The organism is Verrucosispora sp. WMMC514 (assembly GCF_027497295.1).
In the GTDB taxonomy this organism is placed as follows: Bacteria; Actinomycetota; Actinomycetes; order Mycobacteriales; family Micromonosporaceae; genus Micromonospora; species Micromonospora palythoicola.
Map to the genome: position 1 here is coordinate 3,667,433 of NZ_CP114906.1, position 16,180 is coordinate 3,683,612.

At 68.9% G+C, this 16,180-nt stretch carries 10 protein-coding genes, 1 tRNA gene and 1 other RNA gene; 10 read left to right on the plus strand and 2 right to left on the minus strand.

Annotated features, from left to right (window positions below):
- The first annotated feature begins 58 nt into the window (after positions 1-58).
- The 7 genes from O7597_RS17155 (at position 59) to O7597_RS17185 (ending at position 5,781) form a co-directional block, all read left to right on the plus strand.
- Positions 59-574, plus strand: coding sequence for a PadR family transcriptional regulator (locus O7597_RS17155; protein ID WP_269739714.1), 516 nt, complete (start codon positions 59-61; stop codon positions 572-574).
- Positions 575-692: 118 nt separating this feature from the next.
- The gene (gene prfB, locus O7597_RS17160; RefSeq protein WP_269739713.1) at positions 693-1,814 is read left to right on the plus strand and encodes a peptide chain release factor 2; all 1,122 of its coding nucleotides are present in this window, start codon (positions 693-695) and stop codon (positions 1,812-1,814) included.
- A 118-nt stretch (positions 1,815-1,932) separates the two neighbouring features.
- On the plus strand, positions 1,933-2,613 hold the full coding sequence (gene ftsE, locus O7597_RS17165; RefSeq protein ID WP_093406596.1) for a cell division ATP-binding protein FtsE: 681 nt from the start codon (positions 1,933-1,935) through the stop codon (positions 2,611-2,613).
- Positions 2,614-2,681: 68 nt separating this feature from the next.
- On the plus strand, positions 2,682-3,557 hold the full coding sequence (gene ftsX, locus O7597_RS17170) for a permease-like cell division protein FtsX (protein ID WP_269739712.1): 876 nt from the start codon (positions 2,682-2,684) through the stop codon (positions 3,555-3,557).
- Positions 3,558-3,688: 131 nt separating this feature from the next.
- The gene (smpB, locus tag O7597_RS17175) at positions 3,689-4,168 is read left to right on the plus strand and encodes an SsrA-binding protein SmpB (protein WP_269739711.1); all 480 of its coding nucleotides are present in this window, start codon (positions 3,689-3,691) and stop codon (positions 4,166-4,168) included.
- A 105-nt stretch (positions 4,169-4,273) separates the two neighbouring features.
- Positions 4,274-4,649, plus strand: a transfer-messenger RNA (tmRNA) gene (gene ssrA / locus O7597_RS17180).
- Positions 4,650-4,830: 181 nt separating this feature from the next.
- Positions 4,831-5,781 (plus strand): hypothetical protein, encoded by a 951-nt coding sequence (locus O7597_RS17185; protein WP_281580137.1) that lies wholly within the window; start codon positions 4,831-4,833, stop codon positions 5,779-5,781.
- Positions 5,782-5,841: 60 nt separating this feature from the next.
- On the opposite strand, the gene mdlC is transcribed toward O7597_RS17185, so the two are convergent.
- On the minus strand, positions 5,842-7,437 hold the full coding sequence (gene mdlC / locus O7597_RS17190) for a benzoylformate decarboxylase (protein ID WP_281580138.1): 1,596 nt from the start codon (positions 7,435-7,437) through the stop codon (positions 5,842-5,844).
- Between the two features lie 282 nt (positions 7,438-7,719).
- On the opposite strand from mdlC, the gene O7597_RS17195 reads away from it, so the two are divergent.
- Positions 7,720-8,310, plus strand: a complete 591-nt coding sequence (locus tag O7597_RS17195; protein ID WP_269739708.1) for a YqgE/AlgH family protein — start codon at positions 7,720-7,722, stop codon at positions 8,308-8,310.
- Between the two features lie 89 nt (positions 8,311-8,399).
- A tRNA-Ala gene (locus tag O7597_RS17200) sits at positions 8,400-8,472 on the plus strand.
- Between the two features lie 532 nt (positions 8,473-9,004).
- Here O7597_RS17200 and O7597_RS17205 read toward each other — a convergent pair.
- Positions 9,005-9,142, minus strand: coding sequence for a hypothetical protein (locus tag O7597_RS17205; RefSeq protein ID WP_281580139.1), 138 nt, complete (start codon positions 9,140-9,142; stop codon positions 9,005-9,007).
- Positions 9,143-9,608: 466 nt separating this feature from the next.
- On the opposite strand from O7597_RS17205, the gene O7597_RS17210 reads away from it, so the two are divergent.
- Positions 9,609-15,998, plus strand: a complete 6,390-nt coding sequence (locus tag O7597_RS17210) for a carboxypeptidase regulatory-like domain-containing protein (protein ID WP_281580140.1) — start codon at positions 9,609-9,611, stop codon at positions 15,996-15,998.
- Positions 15,999-16,180 lie beyond the last annotated feature (182 nt).

Sequence of the window (16,180 nt, forward strand, 5' to 3'; positions counted from 1 at the left end):
CGGTGGCGAAAAGGGGAAATCCTGGACGCTGGCCCGGCAAAGTGGCAGCGTAAGGGGCATGGCGGAATCCGGAGTGAACCCCACGGCGGCAGCCCTGCTCGGGCTGCTCCATGAGGGCCCCATGACAGGTGGCCAGTTGATGGCCGCCGCCGAGCGCCGGCTGGCGCCGTACTGGTCGATGACCCGAAGCCAGGTCTACCGCGAGTTGCCGGTGCTGGCCGAGCGAGGTTTCGTCCGACTGGGTAAACCCGGCCCGCGGATGAGTCAGCCGTACGCGATCACGGCATCGGGAAAACGGACATTTTCCCGATGGCTCGCCGAGGATCCGGGGCGGGACACCATCCGCAACCCGATCGCCCTGCGCATCGCCTTCGGGAACCTGCACTCCCCGAACCAGCTCAAGAACCTCCAGGCCGCGGCCAACGAGTACCACACCGACGCGCTGGCCCGGGTACGCGAGCAGGTCAAGAACGCCAAGAAGGAAGGCGACACGTACGACGCGAGCGCGCTGGAGTTCGCCGTGGCGTACCACCGCGCCGCCCTGTCCTGGCTCAAGAGCGCCGCCCCCAGCTGACCCTGGTTCCGATCCGAGCGGGGCTCGCAAGCTCACTCCTCGTCCGCGCGGGGTTTGTTTGGCGCGGACTGCGGGGCTCGCAAGCTCACTCCTCGTCCGCGCAGTACCCTTGTCTGTCGTGACCGCTGCCGACTTCGCCGAACAGCTCAAGGAACTCGACGCCACCCTGCGCAACATCGAGGCGGTGCTCGACCTCGACCGTCTCCGCGAGGACAAGGCCCGCCTGGAGCAGGAGGCGTCCGCCCCGGATCTCTGGGACGACCAGGCCCGCGCCCAGCAGGTGACCTCGCAGCTGTCGTACGTCAACGGCGAGATCGACAAGCTCGGCAGCCTGCGGTCACGGCTGGACGACGCGCACGTCCTGCTGGAACTCGCCGAGGCGGAGTCCGACTCGGGGGTGCTCACCGAGGTCGAGTCCGAGATCACCGGGCTGACCAAGGCCATCCAGGAGATGGAGGTCCGCACGCTGCTCTCCGGTGAGTACGACTCCCGGGAGGCGCTGGTGGCCATCCGGGCCGGCGCTGGCGGCGTGGACGCGGCCGACTTCGCCGAGATGCTGCTGCGGATGTACCTCCGCTGGGCCGAGCGGCACGGCTACCCGACCGAGGTCTACGAGACCTCGTACGCCGAGGAGGCCGGCCTGAAATCGGCCACCTTCACGGTCAAGGTCCCGTACGCGTACGGCACGCTCAGCGTGGAGTCCGGCACCCACCGGCTGGTGCGGATCAGCCCGTTCGACAACCAGGGGCGGCGGCAGACCAGCTTCGCCGGGGTCGAGGTGCTGCCGGTCGTCGAGCAGACCGACCACATCGACATCCCCGAGAACGAGATGCGGATCGACGTCTACCGCTCCTCGGGCCCCGGCGGGCAGAGCGTCAACACCACCGACTCGGCGGTACGGATCACCCACGTTCCCACCGGCATCGTGGTGACCTGCCAGAACGAGAAGTCCCAGTTGCAGAACAAGGCCTCCGCGCTGCGGGTGCTCCAGGCCCGGCTGCTGGAGCGCAAGCGCCAGGAGGAACAGGCAAAGCTCCAGGGGCTCAAGACCGACGCCGCCGGGTCGTGGGGCGACCAGATGCGTTCGTACGTGCTGCATCCCTATCAGATGGTGAAGGATCTGCGGACCGAGCAGGAGACCGGCAACCCCAGCTCGGTCTTCGACGGCGACCTGGACTCCTTCATCGAGGCGGGGATCCGGTGGCGCAAGCAGCAGCAACTGGCCGGCGACCGTGCGTGATCGATCGTGGGCGGAGCGCGCCGTCGATCTCCACCTGACGTGCTGATTTGATGACTTGCCCCGCAACGGCGGGGCGTGGGACTTGGCACGACAGTTACACGGCGTAGACTCACCACCCGTGATTCAGCTTGAGCAAGTGACGAAGACGTACCCGAAGGCGTCGCGGCCTTCGCTCGACAACGTGTCCGTGTCGATCGACAAGGGCGAGTTCGTCTTCTTCATCGGCCCATCCGGCTCCGGCAAGTCGACGATCGTCAAGATGCTGCTGCACGAGGTGGTCCCCAACAAGGGGCGCGTCGTCGTCAACGGCAAGGACGTCACGTCGATGCGGTCCTGGAAGCGCCCGCACTTCCGCCGCTCGATCGGCTGCGTCTTCCAGGACTTCCGGCTGCTGCCCAACCGCACCGCGTACGAGAACGTGGCCTTCGCGCTGGAGGTGATCGGCAAGACCAAGGCGGTGGCCCGTCGGGTCGTGCCGGAGGTGCTGGAACTGGTCGGCCTCGGCGGCAAGGAGCACCGCTACCCGCACGAGCTCTCCGGTGGTGAGCAGCAGCGTGTGGCGGTGGCCCGGGCGTTCGTGAACCGTCCGCTGATCCTGCTGGCGGACGAGCCGACCGGAAACCTGGACCCGGACACCTCAATCGAGATCATGCGCCTGCTGGACCGGATCAACCGCACCGGCACCACCGTCGTGATGGTCACGCACGACTCCAACATCGTGAACCAGATGCGCCGCCGCGTCATCGAGATCGAGAGCGGCCGTATCGTTCGCGACCAGGCCCGCGGCGTCTACGGGTGACGGCACCTACCCACCACACCCCGATCTGACGACGAACACCTCACGCCGGAGAGCCGGAGGAAATCCCGATGCGGATGAAATACGTCATGTCCGAGGTACTGGTCGGACTGTGGCGCAACGTGACCATGACCATCGCGATGATCATCACGATGGCGGTCTCGCTGACCATGCTCGGTGCCAGCGGCCTGATCTACACCAAGGTCGCCGACATGAAGCAGTTGTACTTCGAGAACATCGAGGTCTCGATCTTCCTGGACGCCGAGGTGACGGACGAGCAGCGCAGCGCCATCGCCACCCAGTTGGAGTCCGACCCGCTGGTCTCACAGGTCACGTACGTCAACAAGGACGAGGCCTTCCAGCGTTTCCAGGAGATGTTCCGGGACTCGCCGGACCTGCTCAGCGCGGTCAAGGCGGACCAGCTTCCGGAGTCGTACCGGCTCAAGCTGGTCAACCCGGAGGAGTACAAGACCATCTCCGACCAGTACACGGCGGTCGAGGGGGTCGACCAGGTCGTCGACCAGAGCCAGGTGCTGGACAAGATCTTCAACCTCTTCACCGCCGGGCAGAACATCGCGCTCGTCGCCGCGATCGCGATGGCGGTCGCCGCGCTGCTGCTGGTCGCCAACACCATCCAGGTCGCCGCGTACAGCAAGCGTCGTGAGGTCGCGGTCATGAAGCTGGTCGGCGCGTCGAACTGGTTCATTCAGGCGCCGTTCGTGCTGGAGGCGGTGGTCGCCGGTCTGATCGGCTCGATCCTGGGCCTCGGCGCCCTGATCGCCCTCAAGATATTCCTCTTCGACGGCGCGCTCAGCGCTCTCCAGGGGCTCTTCGCACCGGTGAGTTGGGGCGAGGTGTTCCTGACCTTCCCGGTGATGGCCGGCGTCGGTGGCCTGATCAGCGCGGTCACCGCCTGGGTCACCCTCCGTTTCTACCTGCGGGTCTAGTTCGTCGCCCGAGGGCCCTCCCGCGCCGGAATAAACGGCGCGGGAGGGCCCTTGTCGTTCGGGTAGCATGATCTCCGCTCGGCGGCCGGCCAGGTCGGCCACGGGCGACAGGGAAAGGGGGTGGCGCGGCGATGCCACGGGAGAAGGGGCGCAAGGTCGTCGCCTCCAACAAGAAGGCGCGTCACGACTACGCCATCCTCGACACGTACGAGGCGGGCATGGCGTTGACCGGCACCGAGGTCAAGTCGTTGCGGGCCGGACGGGCCTCGCTTGTCGACGCGTTCGCGCAGGAACGGGACGGCGAGCTCTATCTGCACAGCATGCACATCCCCGAGTACACGCAGGGCACCTGGACCAACCACGAGCCCCGACGCACCCGCAAACTGCTGCTCAAGCGGCTGGAGATCGACCGGCTGATCGGCAAGCTGCGGGAGAGCGGGCTGACCCTGGTGCCGCTTCAGGTCTACTTCTCCGACGGCTGGGCCAAGGTGGAAATCGGCCTGGCCAAGGGTAAGAAGGCCTACGACAAGCGCCAGGACCTCGCCAAGCGGGACGCCGACCGGGAGATCCAACGCGCGGTCGGGCGGCGGGGCAAGGGGATGACCGACTGATTTGTCCGGAATCTCCTGCCCGGTGCGTTGCTCCGGGCTCGGGATGATTCCGGTTGCGGCAGGCGTTACGCTTGTCGGAGCCGCCGGAGATCGGCGGCCTGTCGAGGGGGTGACTGGTTTCGACTTCGTACGTTGCGGCAGGGGAAGCGAGCCGAGGAAGCCGACGTCGTCTCGAGAATCGTTCGTCGGAAACCAATAAGCGCCAAGAACAATCGCGCTGACTTCGCTCTCGCCGCCTGAGGCGAGTAGCAAGTCTGTCGGCCTGGGAGCGCCTTCGACCCAGTTAGCCGGCATCAGCTAGAAGGCTGGCCAACCGGACCCGGTCGCGGGGTCCGTGCGGCGAGATCAATCAGCGACTGGGCCCGTCACACCGACTCGCTCGCGTGATCGGAGGGGCCGAGTAGAGGCACAGCGAGCTGCGCTCGGAGAAGCCCTGACAAGGCGGCGAAGGACCCGGGTTCGATTCCCGGCACCTCCACCACCTGACTGCGCGCCCCGGTCACCCGACCGGGGCGCGCAGTCTTTTTGCCCGCCCGCCCCGGTCGGCCGACGTCAGCGGTACCCGCCGACGGAGCCGCCGGGCGACCCGGCGGCCGGGCCAGGCGACGGCCGGCGTAGCGGGACACGGGAACCAACCGGCGGGCACTGCCGTCAAAGTCGTCATGCGCCGCGTCCTCGCCCTGCTGGGCCTGCCACTGCTGATGATGGCCGCCGGTTGCGCCCCGGCGGGCAGCGAATCGACCGGCCCGGGAATCCCGAGTGACCGGCACGAGGCGTTCGAGCAGCGCGCCACGGCGGTCGCGCAGGCGTGGCGCCCAGGCGCGGCGTGGAGTGACGGTTACCTGCCGCTTCAGGAGCCCACGGTGCTCCTCGGCGAGCCCGCGTTCACCGAGGAGACCAAGCTCGCCTTCCACGCCGGCTGGTACCGGCAGCAGGTGCCGTTGCCGCCGGGGCGGCCGGCCGACGGCACCGTCCGCTTCCCGGACGGGGAACTACGCGTACCACTGGTCAGCGCGGCCGAGGCATATCGGCTGATCGACCAGGGCGACCCGCCACCCTGTCCCGGGCGGCCGAAGGACCCGGGCACGCCGCCGCCGGCCAACCCGCCGGACGGGCCGGACGCCCCGGTGAGCAGCGGCCCGCAGGCCGCCTGCATCCCGCTCACCGTCACCGGTGTCGAGCTGGGCGCCGCGCCGGTGCGGACCAGCCGGGGTGAGGCGCAGGTGCCGGCCTGGCTGTTCACCGTCGAGGAGATCGACGCCGTGGTGGCCCGGCTCGCGGTGGCACCCGACGCCGTCGGGGCCCTGCCCGAGCCGGTCGTGCCGTCCACGCCCGCGCCGCAGAATCTGGTCAGCGCGCAGGACGTCGAGTCCGCCGACGGTACGACGGTGAACTTCCGGCTCGGCGTCGGTAGCTGCGATACCGGGATCACCCCACTGGTGCAGGAGCACGATCACGTGGTCGTGGTCGGCGGCACGGTGGTGCGGAGCACCGGAGTCTGCGACGACATGCTCAGGCTGGAACCGGTCACGGTGACGCTGCGGGCACCGTTGGCGGACCGACCGATCCTCGACGTGGTGAGCGCGGCGCCGCTGCGCTTCACCGGCGACTGACGCCATCCGGTCCCGGGGTGGCGTCGGCCGGGGCCGTCCTGCCCCCGCTGCCCACCAGGTTCAGAGAATCGGCGGCACGTCGGTGCGAATCGGCACCGGCAGCACCGTCGGTCCGTCGGCCCGCAGTGCCGTGGCCAGTGCCTCGCCGAGCTGGTCCGGATCGTCGGCGACGGTGGTGGCGCACCCGTAGCCGCGGGCTATCGCCGTGACGTCGATGCCGGGCAGGTCCAGCCCGGGTACGCCCGGCGTCTGCTTGAGTTCCGCGAACGCCTTGAGGATCGCGTACTGCTGGTTGACCGGCACGACGACGACCAACGGCAACCGCAACTGGCTGGCGGTCCAGAGCGCCTGGATCGAGTAGTGGAACGAGCCGTCGCCGATCACCGCGATCACCGGCCGGTGGCGACCGGTGTCCCGCTGCGCCAGCGCGATGCCGACGGCCGCCGGCAGGCCGTACCCGAGACCACCGCTGGCCATCGTGAAGTACGACCCGGCAGTGTCGAAGCGCAGGCGGCGCCGCAGCGCCGACAGGTTCGACGGGGACTCCTGCACCAGCACCCCGTCGGCGGGCCAGTGCCGGGCCAGTGCGGCGAAGAGTCCGTCGGCGCTGAGCGGAGACGAGTCCTCCACCGGCGACGGCGCGGGCCGGGCGGGTGGGGATGGCCGGTCGGCCGGTGGCACCAGGTCGGCCAGCGCGGCGAGGGTGAGCCCGGCGTCACCGAGGAGGCTGTCCCCGACCGGGGCCCGGGCCGCCTCCTCGGGGTCGTCGGTGACATGCAGCAGCCGGGCGCCGTCCGGCAGCGTCTCACCGGGCACGTGTGGGTAGTACCGGAACACCGGGGCGCCGACCACCAGCACGGTGTCGTGCCCGCGGAGCTGGTCGGCCAACGGGCCGATCGCGAACGGCAGCACGCCCCGGAAATGCGGATGATTCTCCGGGAAGGCGGTCCGCTCGGGTGCGGGCGCCGACCAGACCGGGGCGATCAGCCGCTCCGCGAGGGCGACACCGGCCTCCCACGCGCCGGCCCGGTCCACGGCGGCGCCGTACACCAGGGCCGGCGACCGACTCGTCGCCAGCGCCGCGGCGAACTGACGGAGTCGTTCGGGATCGGGAGCGAACCGGGTGGCCACCGTGCGGGCCTGCGGCGGCGGGTCGGCGGGCTGGGCCCAGTCGTCCAGCGGCAACGAGAGGAAGACGGGCCCGGTCGGGGGTTGGATCGCGGTCGCGTACGCCCGCATGAGCGCCGCCGGGACGTCCTGGGCCCGGACCGGCTCATGGGCCCACTTGACGTAGGGCTGAGGCAGTTCGGTGGGGTGGCGGGCGGTCAGGCGGGGTTCGAGCAGCAGCATCTCCCGGGTCTGCTGTCCGGCGGTGACGATCAGCGGGGTCCGGTTGTGCCAGGCGGTGACGATGTTGCCCATGGCGTTGCCGGTGCCCGGTGCGGTGTGCAGGTTGACATGCGCCGGTGCCCCGGTGACCTGTGCGTAGCCGTCGGCCATGCCCACCGCCGAAGCCTCGTGCAGTGCGAGCACGTAGTGGAAGTCGTCCGGAAAGGCGTGCAGGAACGGCTCCTCGGTGGAGCCGGGATTGCCGAAGACGGTGGTCAGGCCCAGGGCCCGGAGCAGGTCGTAGGTGGTGTCGCGGACCGTTGCCATCGCTTCTGAATGTATCGGGGCGACTCGGGAGTAAAGGGCATTTCGCCGCTGCTCCCGGCTGAGTTTCCTACCGCACCGACCAGTTGCGCCGTCAGATGGTGACGGGTTGCCCGGCCCCGCCGACCGTCTGTCGATCACCCGACTGTCAGGCCTTCGCCTGGATCGGGGGCGCAAGCTATGGTGCCAGGCATGGCGATGACAGCGCGGATGTCACCGGTTGGGCCCACCGTCGACGAGTGTCACCGGTTCCGCCTCCCCGTGCGCGACTGACGGGTACGCGTGATGCAGGGAGAGGGGCAGGCGATCGGCGGGCAGGCGACGGAGTCGATGACCGGGAAGCTGCTGGTGGCGACACCGGCGCTGAAGGACCCGAACTTCGACCGTACCGTCGTGCTGCTGGTCGCGCACGAGCCCGGCGGTGCGCTCGGTGTGGTGCTGAACCGGGCCACCGAGGTACCGGTGGCGGACGTGCTGCGCGACTGGGGCGACCTGGCTCGCCACCCGGCGGTGCTGTTCGAGGGCGGCCCCGTGCAGCCCGACTCCGCCATCTGCCTGGCCCGGCTGCGGTCGCCGGTGCGCCGCCTCAAAGGCTTCCACCAGGTTTCCGGCGCGGTCGGCACGCTCGACCTGTCGGTCGACCCGCAGCGGCTGCGGGAGAACGTGCAGAGTATCCGGGTCTTCGCCGGGTACGCGGGCTGGGGTAGCGGCCAACTGGAGCAGGAGATCGAGGACGGCTCCTGGTTCGTGCTCGACGCGCTGCCCGGTGACGCGTTCGTCGACCGGCCCGACGACCTGTGGCCGATGGTGCTGCGCCGCCAGGGCGGCATGATGGCAGCGGTCGCGTACTTCCCGCCCGACGTGGCGCTGAACTGACGGCGTCGGCGGGCACCCCCGCGAGATGACCATGCCGGAGGGCGTGTGTATAGTTCTTCCCGTGCCCGGGCGACCGGGTGCGACAACAAGGGGCCGTGGCGCAGCTGGTAGCGCACCACACTGGCAGTGTGGGGGTCAGGGGTTCGAGTCCCCTCGGCTCCACCTTGTATTTGTGCACGTGAATCGGCGCCAGTCAACGACTGGCGCCGATTGTTTGCGATCTCGTGCTCACAATTGTGGTCGCCCAGCGCCCCCACTGCACGTCGACGATCGGTGTTGAGACTTCGCCGTAAACCGTCGCTGGCCAGGGATCTTTCGGCTGCTTCGGCTGCCCGGGTGCGGCCGGACGGAAGGTGGGGCGCAATGCAGTGTGGTCGATGCCTACCGGTACTGGGCGGGACGTTAGATCACGGTGGGTGAATACCAGTTTTGTTCCGCCTACGCCTGCCCAATCCCTGGAACGGCAAGGAGGACGAAGAATCGCTGCATGTATGCGCCGGTTGTCAGGGTTCGAGCAAGCAGGGCGGGATCACCGCGATTCCGTCAGCACGGCGGTACGCCTCAGACCCGGTGGTGATGACCGCTGCATCGAGTAGATCGTCGCCGAGTTGTCCACGCAGCCAGGTGAGGTGACGGACGGCCACCCGCGCAGGGTGCCGGGGCGGCGTACCAGGTGGCCCTGCTCGGGGAAGTCTCATGCGACGATGCGGTTCAGGTAGCCGTCGAGCTGTGCCCTGCGAGCGCGCGGCGGCAGTTGACGGATGGCGGGGAATCCGGAGCGCACGATCTCCTCGGCGTAGTCGACCAGGCTCAGCGCAGCGCCTCCGCTCACGGCCAGCCGCCGTCCGGTGAGCAACTTCCGAAGGCTGACCGTCGGCTCGACCAGGGCCCGCTCGGCGTGGCTCGAGTCCCCTCGGCTCCGCGTGTGTTTTCGCAGGTAAACCGACTTTGGTCACCGACTGGTGTCGGTCTTCTGTGTTCGTGGTCCTGAGTGGCCACGAGGCATGCCTGGGCAGGGGGTGCGGGTAGCAGCACCGACGGTAACCTTCAGTGATCTCTCAGCTTGTTTGAAGCTCCAATGTCTGTTTTGTGGTCGCAACTTGTGACGGGCCTTTACATAGATCATCGAGCATCTCTACAGTCCGGTGCACTGCTGGTCTGCACGGGGGTGTCTGATGGCTGGTGCTCGTACGGCTTTGTCGCGTCGCTGGTGGGCGGCGGCCGTCGTCGCGACGTTCGTGGCTTCCGGCCTGGCGGTGCCAGCAAGGGCCGAGGCGGCGCCACCGACGCCGGTATGCGTGGATGAGCAGCCGGATGCGGCTTCGGCGCGGCGGATGGTGGAGGTGTGCGGCCGGCGGGTGGAGATCCTCGCCGAGCGGACGGAGTGGTCGCAGACCTTCCTCAACGCCGACGACTCCCGCACGTTGGAGCAGACCATCGAGCCGACGCGGGTGCGTAAGGGGAAGTCCTGGGCGCCGGTGGACGCCACGCTGAAGGTGTCCGGCCAGGGCGTCGAACCGCGGGCGACGGTGCTGCCGATGGTTTTCTCGGCCGGTGGTGACGCTCCGCTGGCCCGGCTGAAGGACGGCTCGCGGGAACTGGCGATGAGCTGGCCGGGCCGACTGCCGAAGCCGGTGTTGGAGGGTGCGACGGCGGTCTACCGGGATGTCCTGCCGGATGTGGATCTGCGGGTCACCGCGCAGCCGTTGGGTTTCTCCGAGGTACTGGTGGTGAAGTCGCGTGAGGCGGCAGCGCATCCCAAGCTTGCGACGTTGCGGTTCGGGTTGACGACCAAGGGCGTCACGGTGAGCCCGAACAGCTCGGGCGGCCTGGTCGCCCGGGATGCCAAGGGTGCCGCCGTCTTCGCGGCTCCGGCCCCGCTGATGTGGGATTCCTCGGACGACTCGGGCGGCGACGCCGGTGTGATCGCCCCGGAGGAGAAGCGGGCACCCGGCAGCGACCGTCAGCGCAAGCCGGCTTCGGTCGAGCAGGAGCGGCAACTGGACCAGGAACGCTCGGCCAAGTCGACGTCGGGTGAACCGGCGGAGACGGCGCGGCGGGCGGTCATGCCGGTACGCGTCGACGGTGACACGATCACTCTGCTGCCGGACAAGAAGATGCTGGCTGACCCGGGTACGAAGCTACCGATCTACATCGATCCCTCGTGGACGGGTGGGATCGTCAGCAACTCGTGGACGTCGGTGTGGAGCAAGTACAAGTCGAGTTCGTTCTGGAAGAACTCGTCGGCGTTGAACAACGGTTCGACGTACGGCTCGGCGGGTGCCGGGCGTACGGAGGACTGCTCGGGTTGCTCGGACCACATCATCCGGTCGCTGTTCCGGATGAACACGTCGGCGGTGGCGGGCAAGCACATCCTCGCCGCGCAGTTCCGTATCGAGCAGCGGCACGCGTGGACGTGTAGTCCGAAGAGCAACGCGAAGTTGTGGCTGACGGGGTCGATCTCGTCGAGCACGACGTGGAACAACCAGCCGACCTGGAACAGCAGCTACACCGCCCAGACGGTCGGCAACCGCAAGTACGGCGCGGCGCATGGTTGCCTGGGCACCGGCACCATCGAGTTCAACGTGAAGTCGATGGTGGCCAAGGCGGCGTCGAGCAAGTGGTCGAACCTGACGGTTGGTCTGCGGGCGGTCGACGAGGGCACCAAGAACCAGTGGAAGCGGTTCAACCACTCCTCGCCGAAGCTGGCGATCACCTACAACACGACCCCGAACGCTCCGTCGGACCGCAAGTCGGACGGCAAGAACTGCGCCACCGGGTCCGGGCGCCCGTATGTGCTGACGACGACGCCGGTGCTTGCCGCGAAGCACTCCGACCCGGACTCCGCGCAGCAGTCGTTGACCACGGATTTCTACTGGTGGCCGGTCGGTGGCGCGCGGAGCGAGTCGAACAAGGTCGCACAGGCGGCGGGTAACCCGTCGACCGTGTCGAAAGCCATTCCCTCGGGCCGGCTGACCGATGGCACCAGTTATGTGTGGCAGGCCCGGACCTGGGACGGCTCTCATCACAGCGCCTGGTCCGGTACGTGCGAGTTCACCGTGGATGCCACGCCACCACCGCCACCGGCCAACGTCGGCTCCACCTATTACCTGAACGACGGCACGCCGCGGGGCGGCGTGGGTGTCTCGGGCACGTTCAACATCACCGCGCCCACCACCCGCCCCTACGAGGTGAAGGAGTACGCCTACAGCCTCGACTCCGGTGTGCTGACCGCGGCGAAAACCGTCGCGGCGCGGACGACGGACTACGGCGCGTCGGTCACCCTGGCTCCGTTGCATGACGGTGTGAACGTGCTGTACGTGTGGTCGAAGGACCACGCCGGGCGCTTCTCCACCCCGGTGACGTACACCTTCAGCGTGCGGGCCGGGTCCGGTCCGGCAGCGGAGTGGACGTTCGAGGAGACCGGCACCACCGCCGCCGACGTCTCCGGGCACGGCAACACCCTCACCGTCGGCGCCTCGGCGACGCGGGTCGCCGGCCGGTCCGGGGTGGGAACTGCGTTGTCGCTGCCGGGCACGGCCGTGGCCACCAGGACCGGTGCGATCAACACGCCGCACCCCGACACGGGAGTTTCGACGCCCGTCCGCACCGACGCAGATTTCACCGTCGCTGCCTGGGTCAAGATCAATTCATTGTCGGGAACCGGTGCGCAGGCCGTGGTGAGTGCGAACGGTTCCCGCATGCCGGCATACCATCTGGGTTACGTCGTCAGTGGCCAACGGTGGCGGTTCACCATGGCCACGGCTGACACCGACAACGCCCCGATGGTGAGCGTGCACTCCAATGCCGCGCCCACGGCGGGTAAGTGGACGCATCTGGCCGCCACGTTCGACGGGGCGTCCAAGAAGATGACCCTGTATGTCAACGGAGTGGCGCAGACCGAGACTGTGACGTTGTCCGGCGGGTTCAACGCGACAAGCGACTTCTCCGTCGGCCGACGTAAGTGGAACGGAAGCTATGACAGCTTCTTCACCGGCACCGTCGACGACGTGCGGTTCTACAACTTCACCGAGACCGCGGCCAACCTGGCGAAACTCGCCGTCCCACTACAGCCCAAGATCACTTTCCCCAACGGAGCCGACGTCACCGCCGGGGGTCAGCTGACGGTCAGGTTCGACGCCGGCGGAGACACCAACGTCACCAAGTTCCGGTACAGCCCCGACGCGGCCGGACTGGGTACCACCGTGAACGCCAACACACCGGGCGGCACGGCCACGGTCACGATCAATGTCGGCTCTACGGTCGGGGAACGGCCGGTGTACGCGGTCGCGGTCGATGACGGCAACCGGGTCAGCGAGATGAACCAGGGTGCCTTCACGGTCGCGTCGGCCGCGAGCCTGTCCGGCACGGTGTGGGACGCGACCTTCCTGCCGCGTGCCGGCGTCGTCGTCCAGTTGCAGCCCGGTGGCCACCAGACCACCTCCGCCGCGGATGGTAGCTACGCCCTGACCGGATTCGCCCCGGGCTCGTACACGATCACCGCGACGGTCGGTGGTCGGTGTGGTCAGGCGTTCAGTGGATCTTTGGAGATCGACGGCCAGGGGATCACCTTCGACATCTTCCTGTCGGCGTTCAGCGACGACCTGGGGCACACCTGCTCCGAGCAGACGACCGCGTTCACGACGGCGTCCACCACACTGGCACTGACCGGTGACGACGCGGTCGCTACGGTGCCGTTGCCGTTCGCGTTCCCGTTCTATGGCGGGGCGTACCGCAGTGCCTGGGTGGACACCAACGGTCTGCTGACCTTCACCGATCCGGGCGGTTCACACCCGTACACCGGTCAGCCTGCTCCGGTGGCCCCGGCAGCCGCGGTGGCGCCGTTCTGGGACGATCTTGTCGTCGACGCCTCGGCGAGCGTGCGCACCGCGACCACCGGCTCGGGAGCCGGGCAGCGGTTCGTGGTGGAGTGGCGCAACGTGCACCGCAAGGGCAACACCGGCCAGCGGGTCTCTTTCGCGACGGTCCTGGCCCCTGACGGCACCGTGACGACCAACTACGACCAGCTCGACAACGCCGCCGAGCGGGGTGCGCACGCGGTCGTGGGGATCGAGGCGGAGGACGGTCAGGACCGGTTGCGGTACTCCGTGGCGGAGCCGGTGCTGGCGAGCAGCAAGGCGATCACGTTCGCCCGGCCGGAGTCGGAAGGCGAGTTGGAGCTGCACAGTCTGTCCGGCACGCTCACCAACGCCGCCGGTGCCGCGGTGGTGGGTGCGACGGTCACCCTCGACCCGAGCGGGGTGAGCACCACGACCGGCGCGGGTGGCGCGTACAGCTTCACCGGCCTGGTCGCGGACAGCTACTCGGTGTCGGTGCGGATGGCGGGCCGCTGCGGCGCGGTGGCCCGTGAGCAGGTGGAGTTGTTCGCCGATGTGGTCCGTGACCTGCGACTCGCGCCGGACTACGGCGGTCTGGGATACGCCTGCAGCACGGGACCGTCCGCGTTCGTGTCGGCGTCGACGGTGCTGGGGTTGACCGGTGACGATGCGGCGACGATGGTGGCGCTGCCCTTCCCGGTGCGTTTCCACGGCGAGTCGTACACCTCTGGTCGGGTGCACACGAACGGTCTGGTGAGTTTCGGTCCGTCCTCGGGTGAGCCGGACACCTGGGCGAATCCGACGATGCCGACGCTGGCGGCGCCGAATGCGGTGGTGGCGCCGTTCTGGGACGACTTCGAGGTGGACGCGTCGGCGAGCGTGCGGACGCAGACGGTGGGTTCGGCGCCGAACCGGTCGTTCGTGGTGGAGTGGCGCAACGTCGGGTTCCGGCCGACCAACGCGCAGCGGGTCACCTTCGAGGTGATCTTCCACGAGGACGGGCGGATCGCGTTCCACTACGGGGCGATGTCCACCCCGACCCAGCAGGGTGCGGGTGCGACCGTGGGTCTGGAGAACGCCTCGGGGACGGTGGCGGCGCTGTACTCCTTCCAGGAGGCCGTGCTGACGGCGAACAGCTCGATCACCTACACCCCGGCGTCGGCCGGGACGGTGGAGGGCGTGTTGACCACGGCGGTGACCGGTAACCCGGTGGCCGGGGCGACGGTGACGTTGAACCCGGGCAACCGCAGCACCACCACCGCGGCCGACGGCAGCTACCAGTTCACCGCCGTGCCGGTCGGTGAGTACAAGGTCGCCGCGTCGACCGGCGACAGCCGGTGCGCCGGCCAGTACGCCCGCGAGATCATCAATCACCCCGGCGGTGTGTCGGAGGTGGACCTGTCGGTGATGGTCGACGGTGACGAGTTCGGCTACAAGTGCGCCGCCGGGGCGCGGACGTTCGTGCCCGGTGACACGGTGGAAGCGTGGCAGGGCGACGAGACGGTGTGGCAGAAGAACCCGCCGTTCCCGGTGAAGCTCTACGGTGAGACGTACACCTCGGCGTGGATCAGCGCCAACGGTCTGATCAGTTTCAAGGACCCGGCGTACTTCGGGTGGATCGGTTCCTGGCCGGGGTCGATCCCGTCGCCGGCGGCCGAGGGCTCCCCGAACGCGGCGGTGTACGTGCTGTGGGACGACTGGGTGGTCGACTCGCAGGCCCGGATCGCCACCAAGGTCAGCGGCACCGCGCCGAACCGGCAGTGGGTCGTGGAGTGGCGCAACGTGCACATCTACGGCGACACCAGCACCCGGGCGACCTTCGAGGTGGTGTTCAAGGAGAACGGCGAGATCACCCTCGCCTACGCCGACATCGACCCGAACAAGTCGATCGAGCGCGGCGGTGAGGGCACCGTCGGGATCGAGAACGGCGACGGTTCCATCGGTTTCCAGTACCTGTTCCGCGAGCCGTGGCTCGCCAGCGGCCAGGGCGTCACGTTCACCCCGAACCCGCCCGGGCAGGGCAGCGTCTCCGGCACCGTCACCTGTCAGGGCACCGCGGTGGCCGGGGCGACGATCACGGTGGCGGACCGGACGACGACCACCGCCGCCAACGGCACCTACCAGATCACCGCCGTGCCCGCCGGCAGCTGGGCCGTCATCGCCACCACGCCCTCCGGGGCGTGCCGGGGCTCGGACGTTCGGCAGGTCGTGGTCGGCACCAACACCCAGGCCACCGCCGACTACAGCCTGGGCGCCACTGTCGCCGGTGGCGGCTACCGGCTGACCGAGCAGCCCGTCACCTACACCCCCGCCAACAGCACCGTGCTGTCACTCACCGGCGACGACGCCTACACCTCCGTCGCGCTGCCCTTCCCGGTGACGTTGTACGGGCAGACGTACAACACCGGCTGGGTGGACACCAACGGACTGGTCAGCTTCCTCAACCCCGGCGAACCGTCACCCGACGCCTGGCCCATCCCATCGCCGGCCAGCCCCGAGGAACCCAACGCCGCCCTGTACCCGTTCTGGCACGACTGGGTCGTCGACGCCAACGCCAGCATCCGCACCGCCGTACGCGGCAGCGCACCCAACCGGCAGTTCGTCATCGAGTGGCGCAACGTCCACTCCTACGAGGACCCCCGCACCCGCGTCACCTTCCAGGCGATCCTCGACGAAGCCGGCGGCTACAGCTTCGCCTACACCGACAACGACGGCACCTTCCTCGAACGCGGCGGCGGCGCCACCATCGGCATCGAGAACGCCGACGGCACCGCCGCGATCCAGTACACCTACCGGCAACCCGTCCTCCGGCCGGGACTGGGCCTGCGCTTCGACCCACCCACCCCCTGACCGATCGCCGAACGTGCGGGGTGCCTCTCCAGTAGGGAGGCACCCGCACCAGGCAGTGCTTCGCCGTGCCCATCCTGACCCGGCCTGTCCCAGGCCCGATCCCTCCCGCCGCCCTCGGATTCCCCCGGAGGTACCCCGGTGACGCCGAACCAGCCCAGCACCCCTGCGTCTTCCCGCTTCCG

Bases quoted from the DNA above. Each gene is read 5' to 3' on its own strand.
- O7597_RS17155 (WP_269739714.1), top strand. From the start codon at position 59: ATGGCGGAATCCGGAGTGAACCCCACGGCGGCAGCCCTGCTCGGGCTG.
- ftsX (WP_269739712.1), top strand. From the start codon at position 2,682: ATGCGGATGAAATACGTCATGTCCGAGGTACTGGTCGGACTGTGGCGC.
- smpB (WP_269739711.1), top strand. From the start codon at position 3,689: ATGCCACGGGAGAAGGGGCGCAAGGTCGTCGCCTCCAACAAGAAGGCG.
- O7597_RS17185 (WP_281580137.1), top strand. From the start codon at position 4,831: ATGCGCCGCGTCCTCGCCCTGCTGGGCCTGCCACTGCTGATGATGGCC.
- mdlC (WP_281580138.1), bottom strand. From the start codon at position 7,437: ATGGCAACGGTCCGCGACACCACCTACGACCTGCTCCGGGCCCTGGGC.
- O7597_RS17195 (WP_269739708.1), top strand. From the start codon at position 7,720: ATGCAGGGAGAGGGGCAGGCGATCGGCGGGCAGGCGACGGAGTCGATG.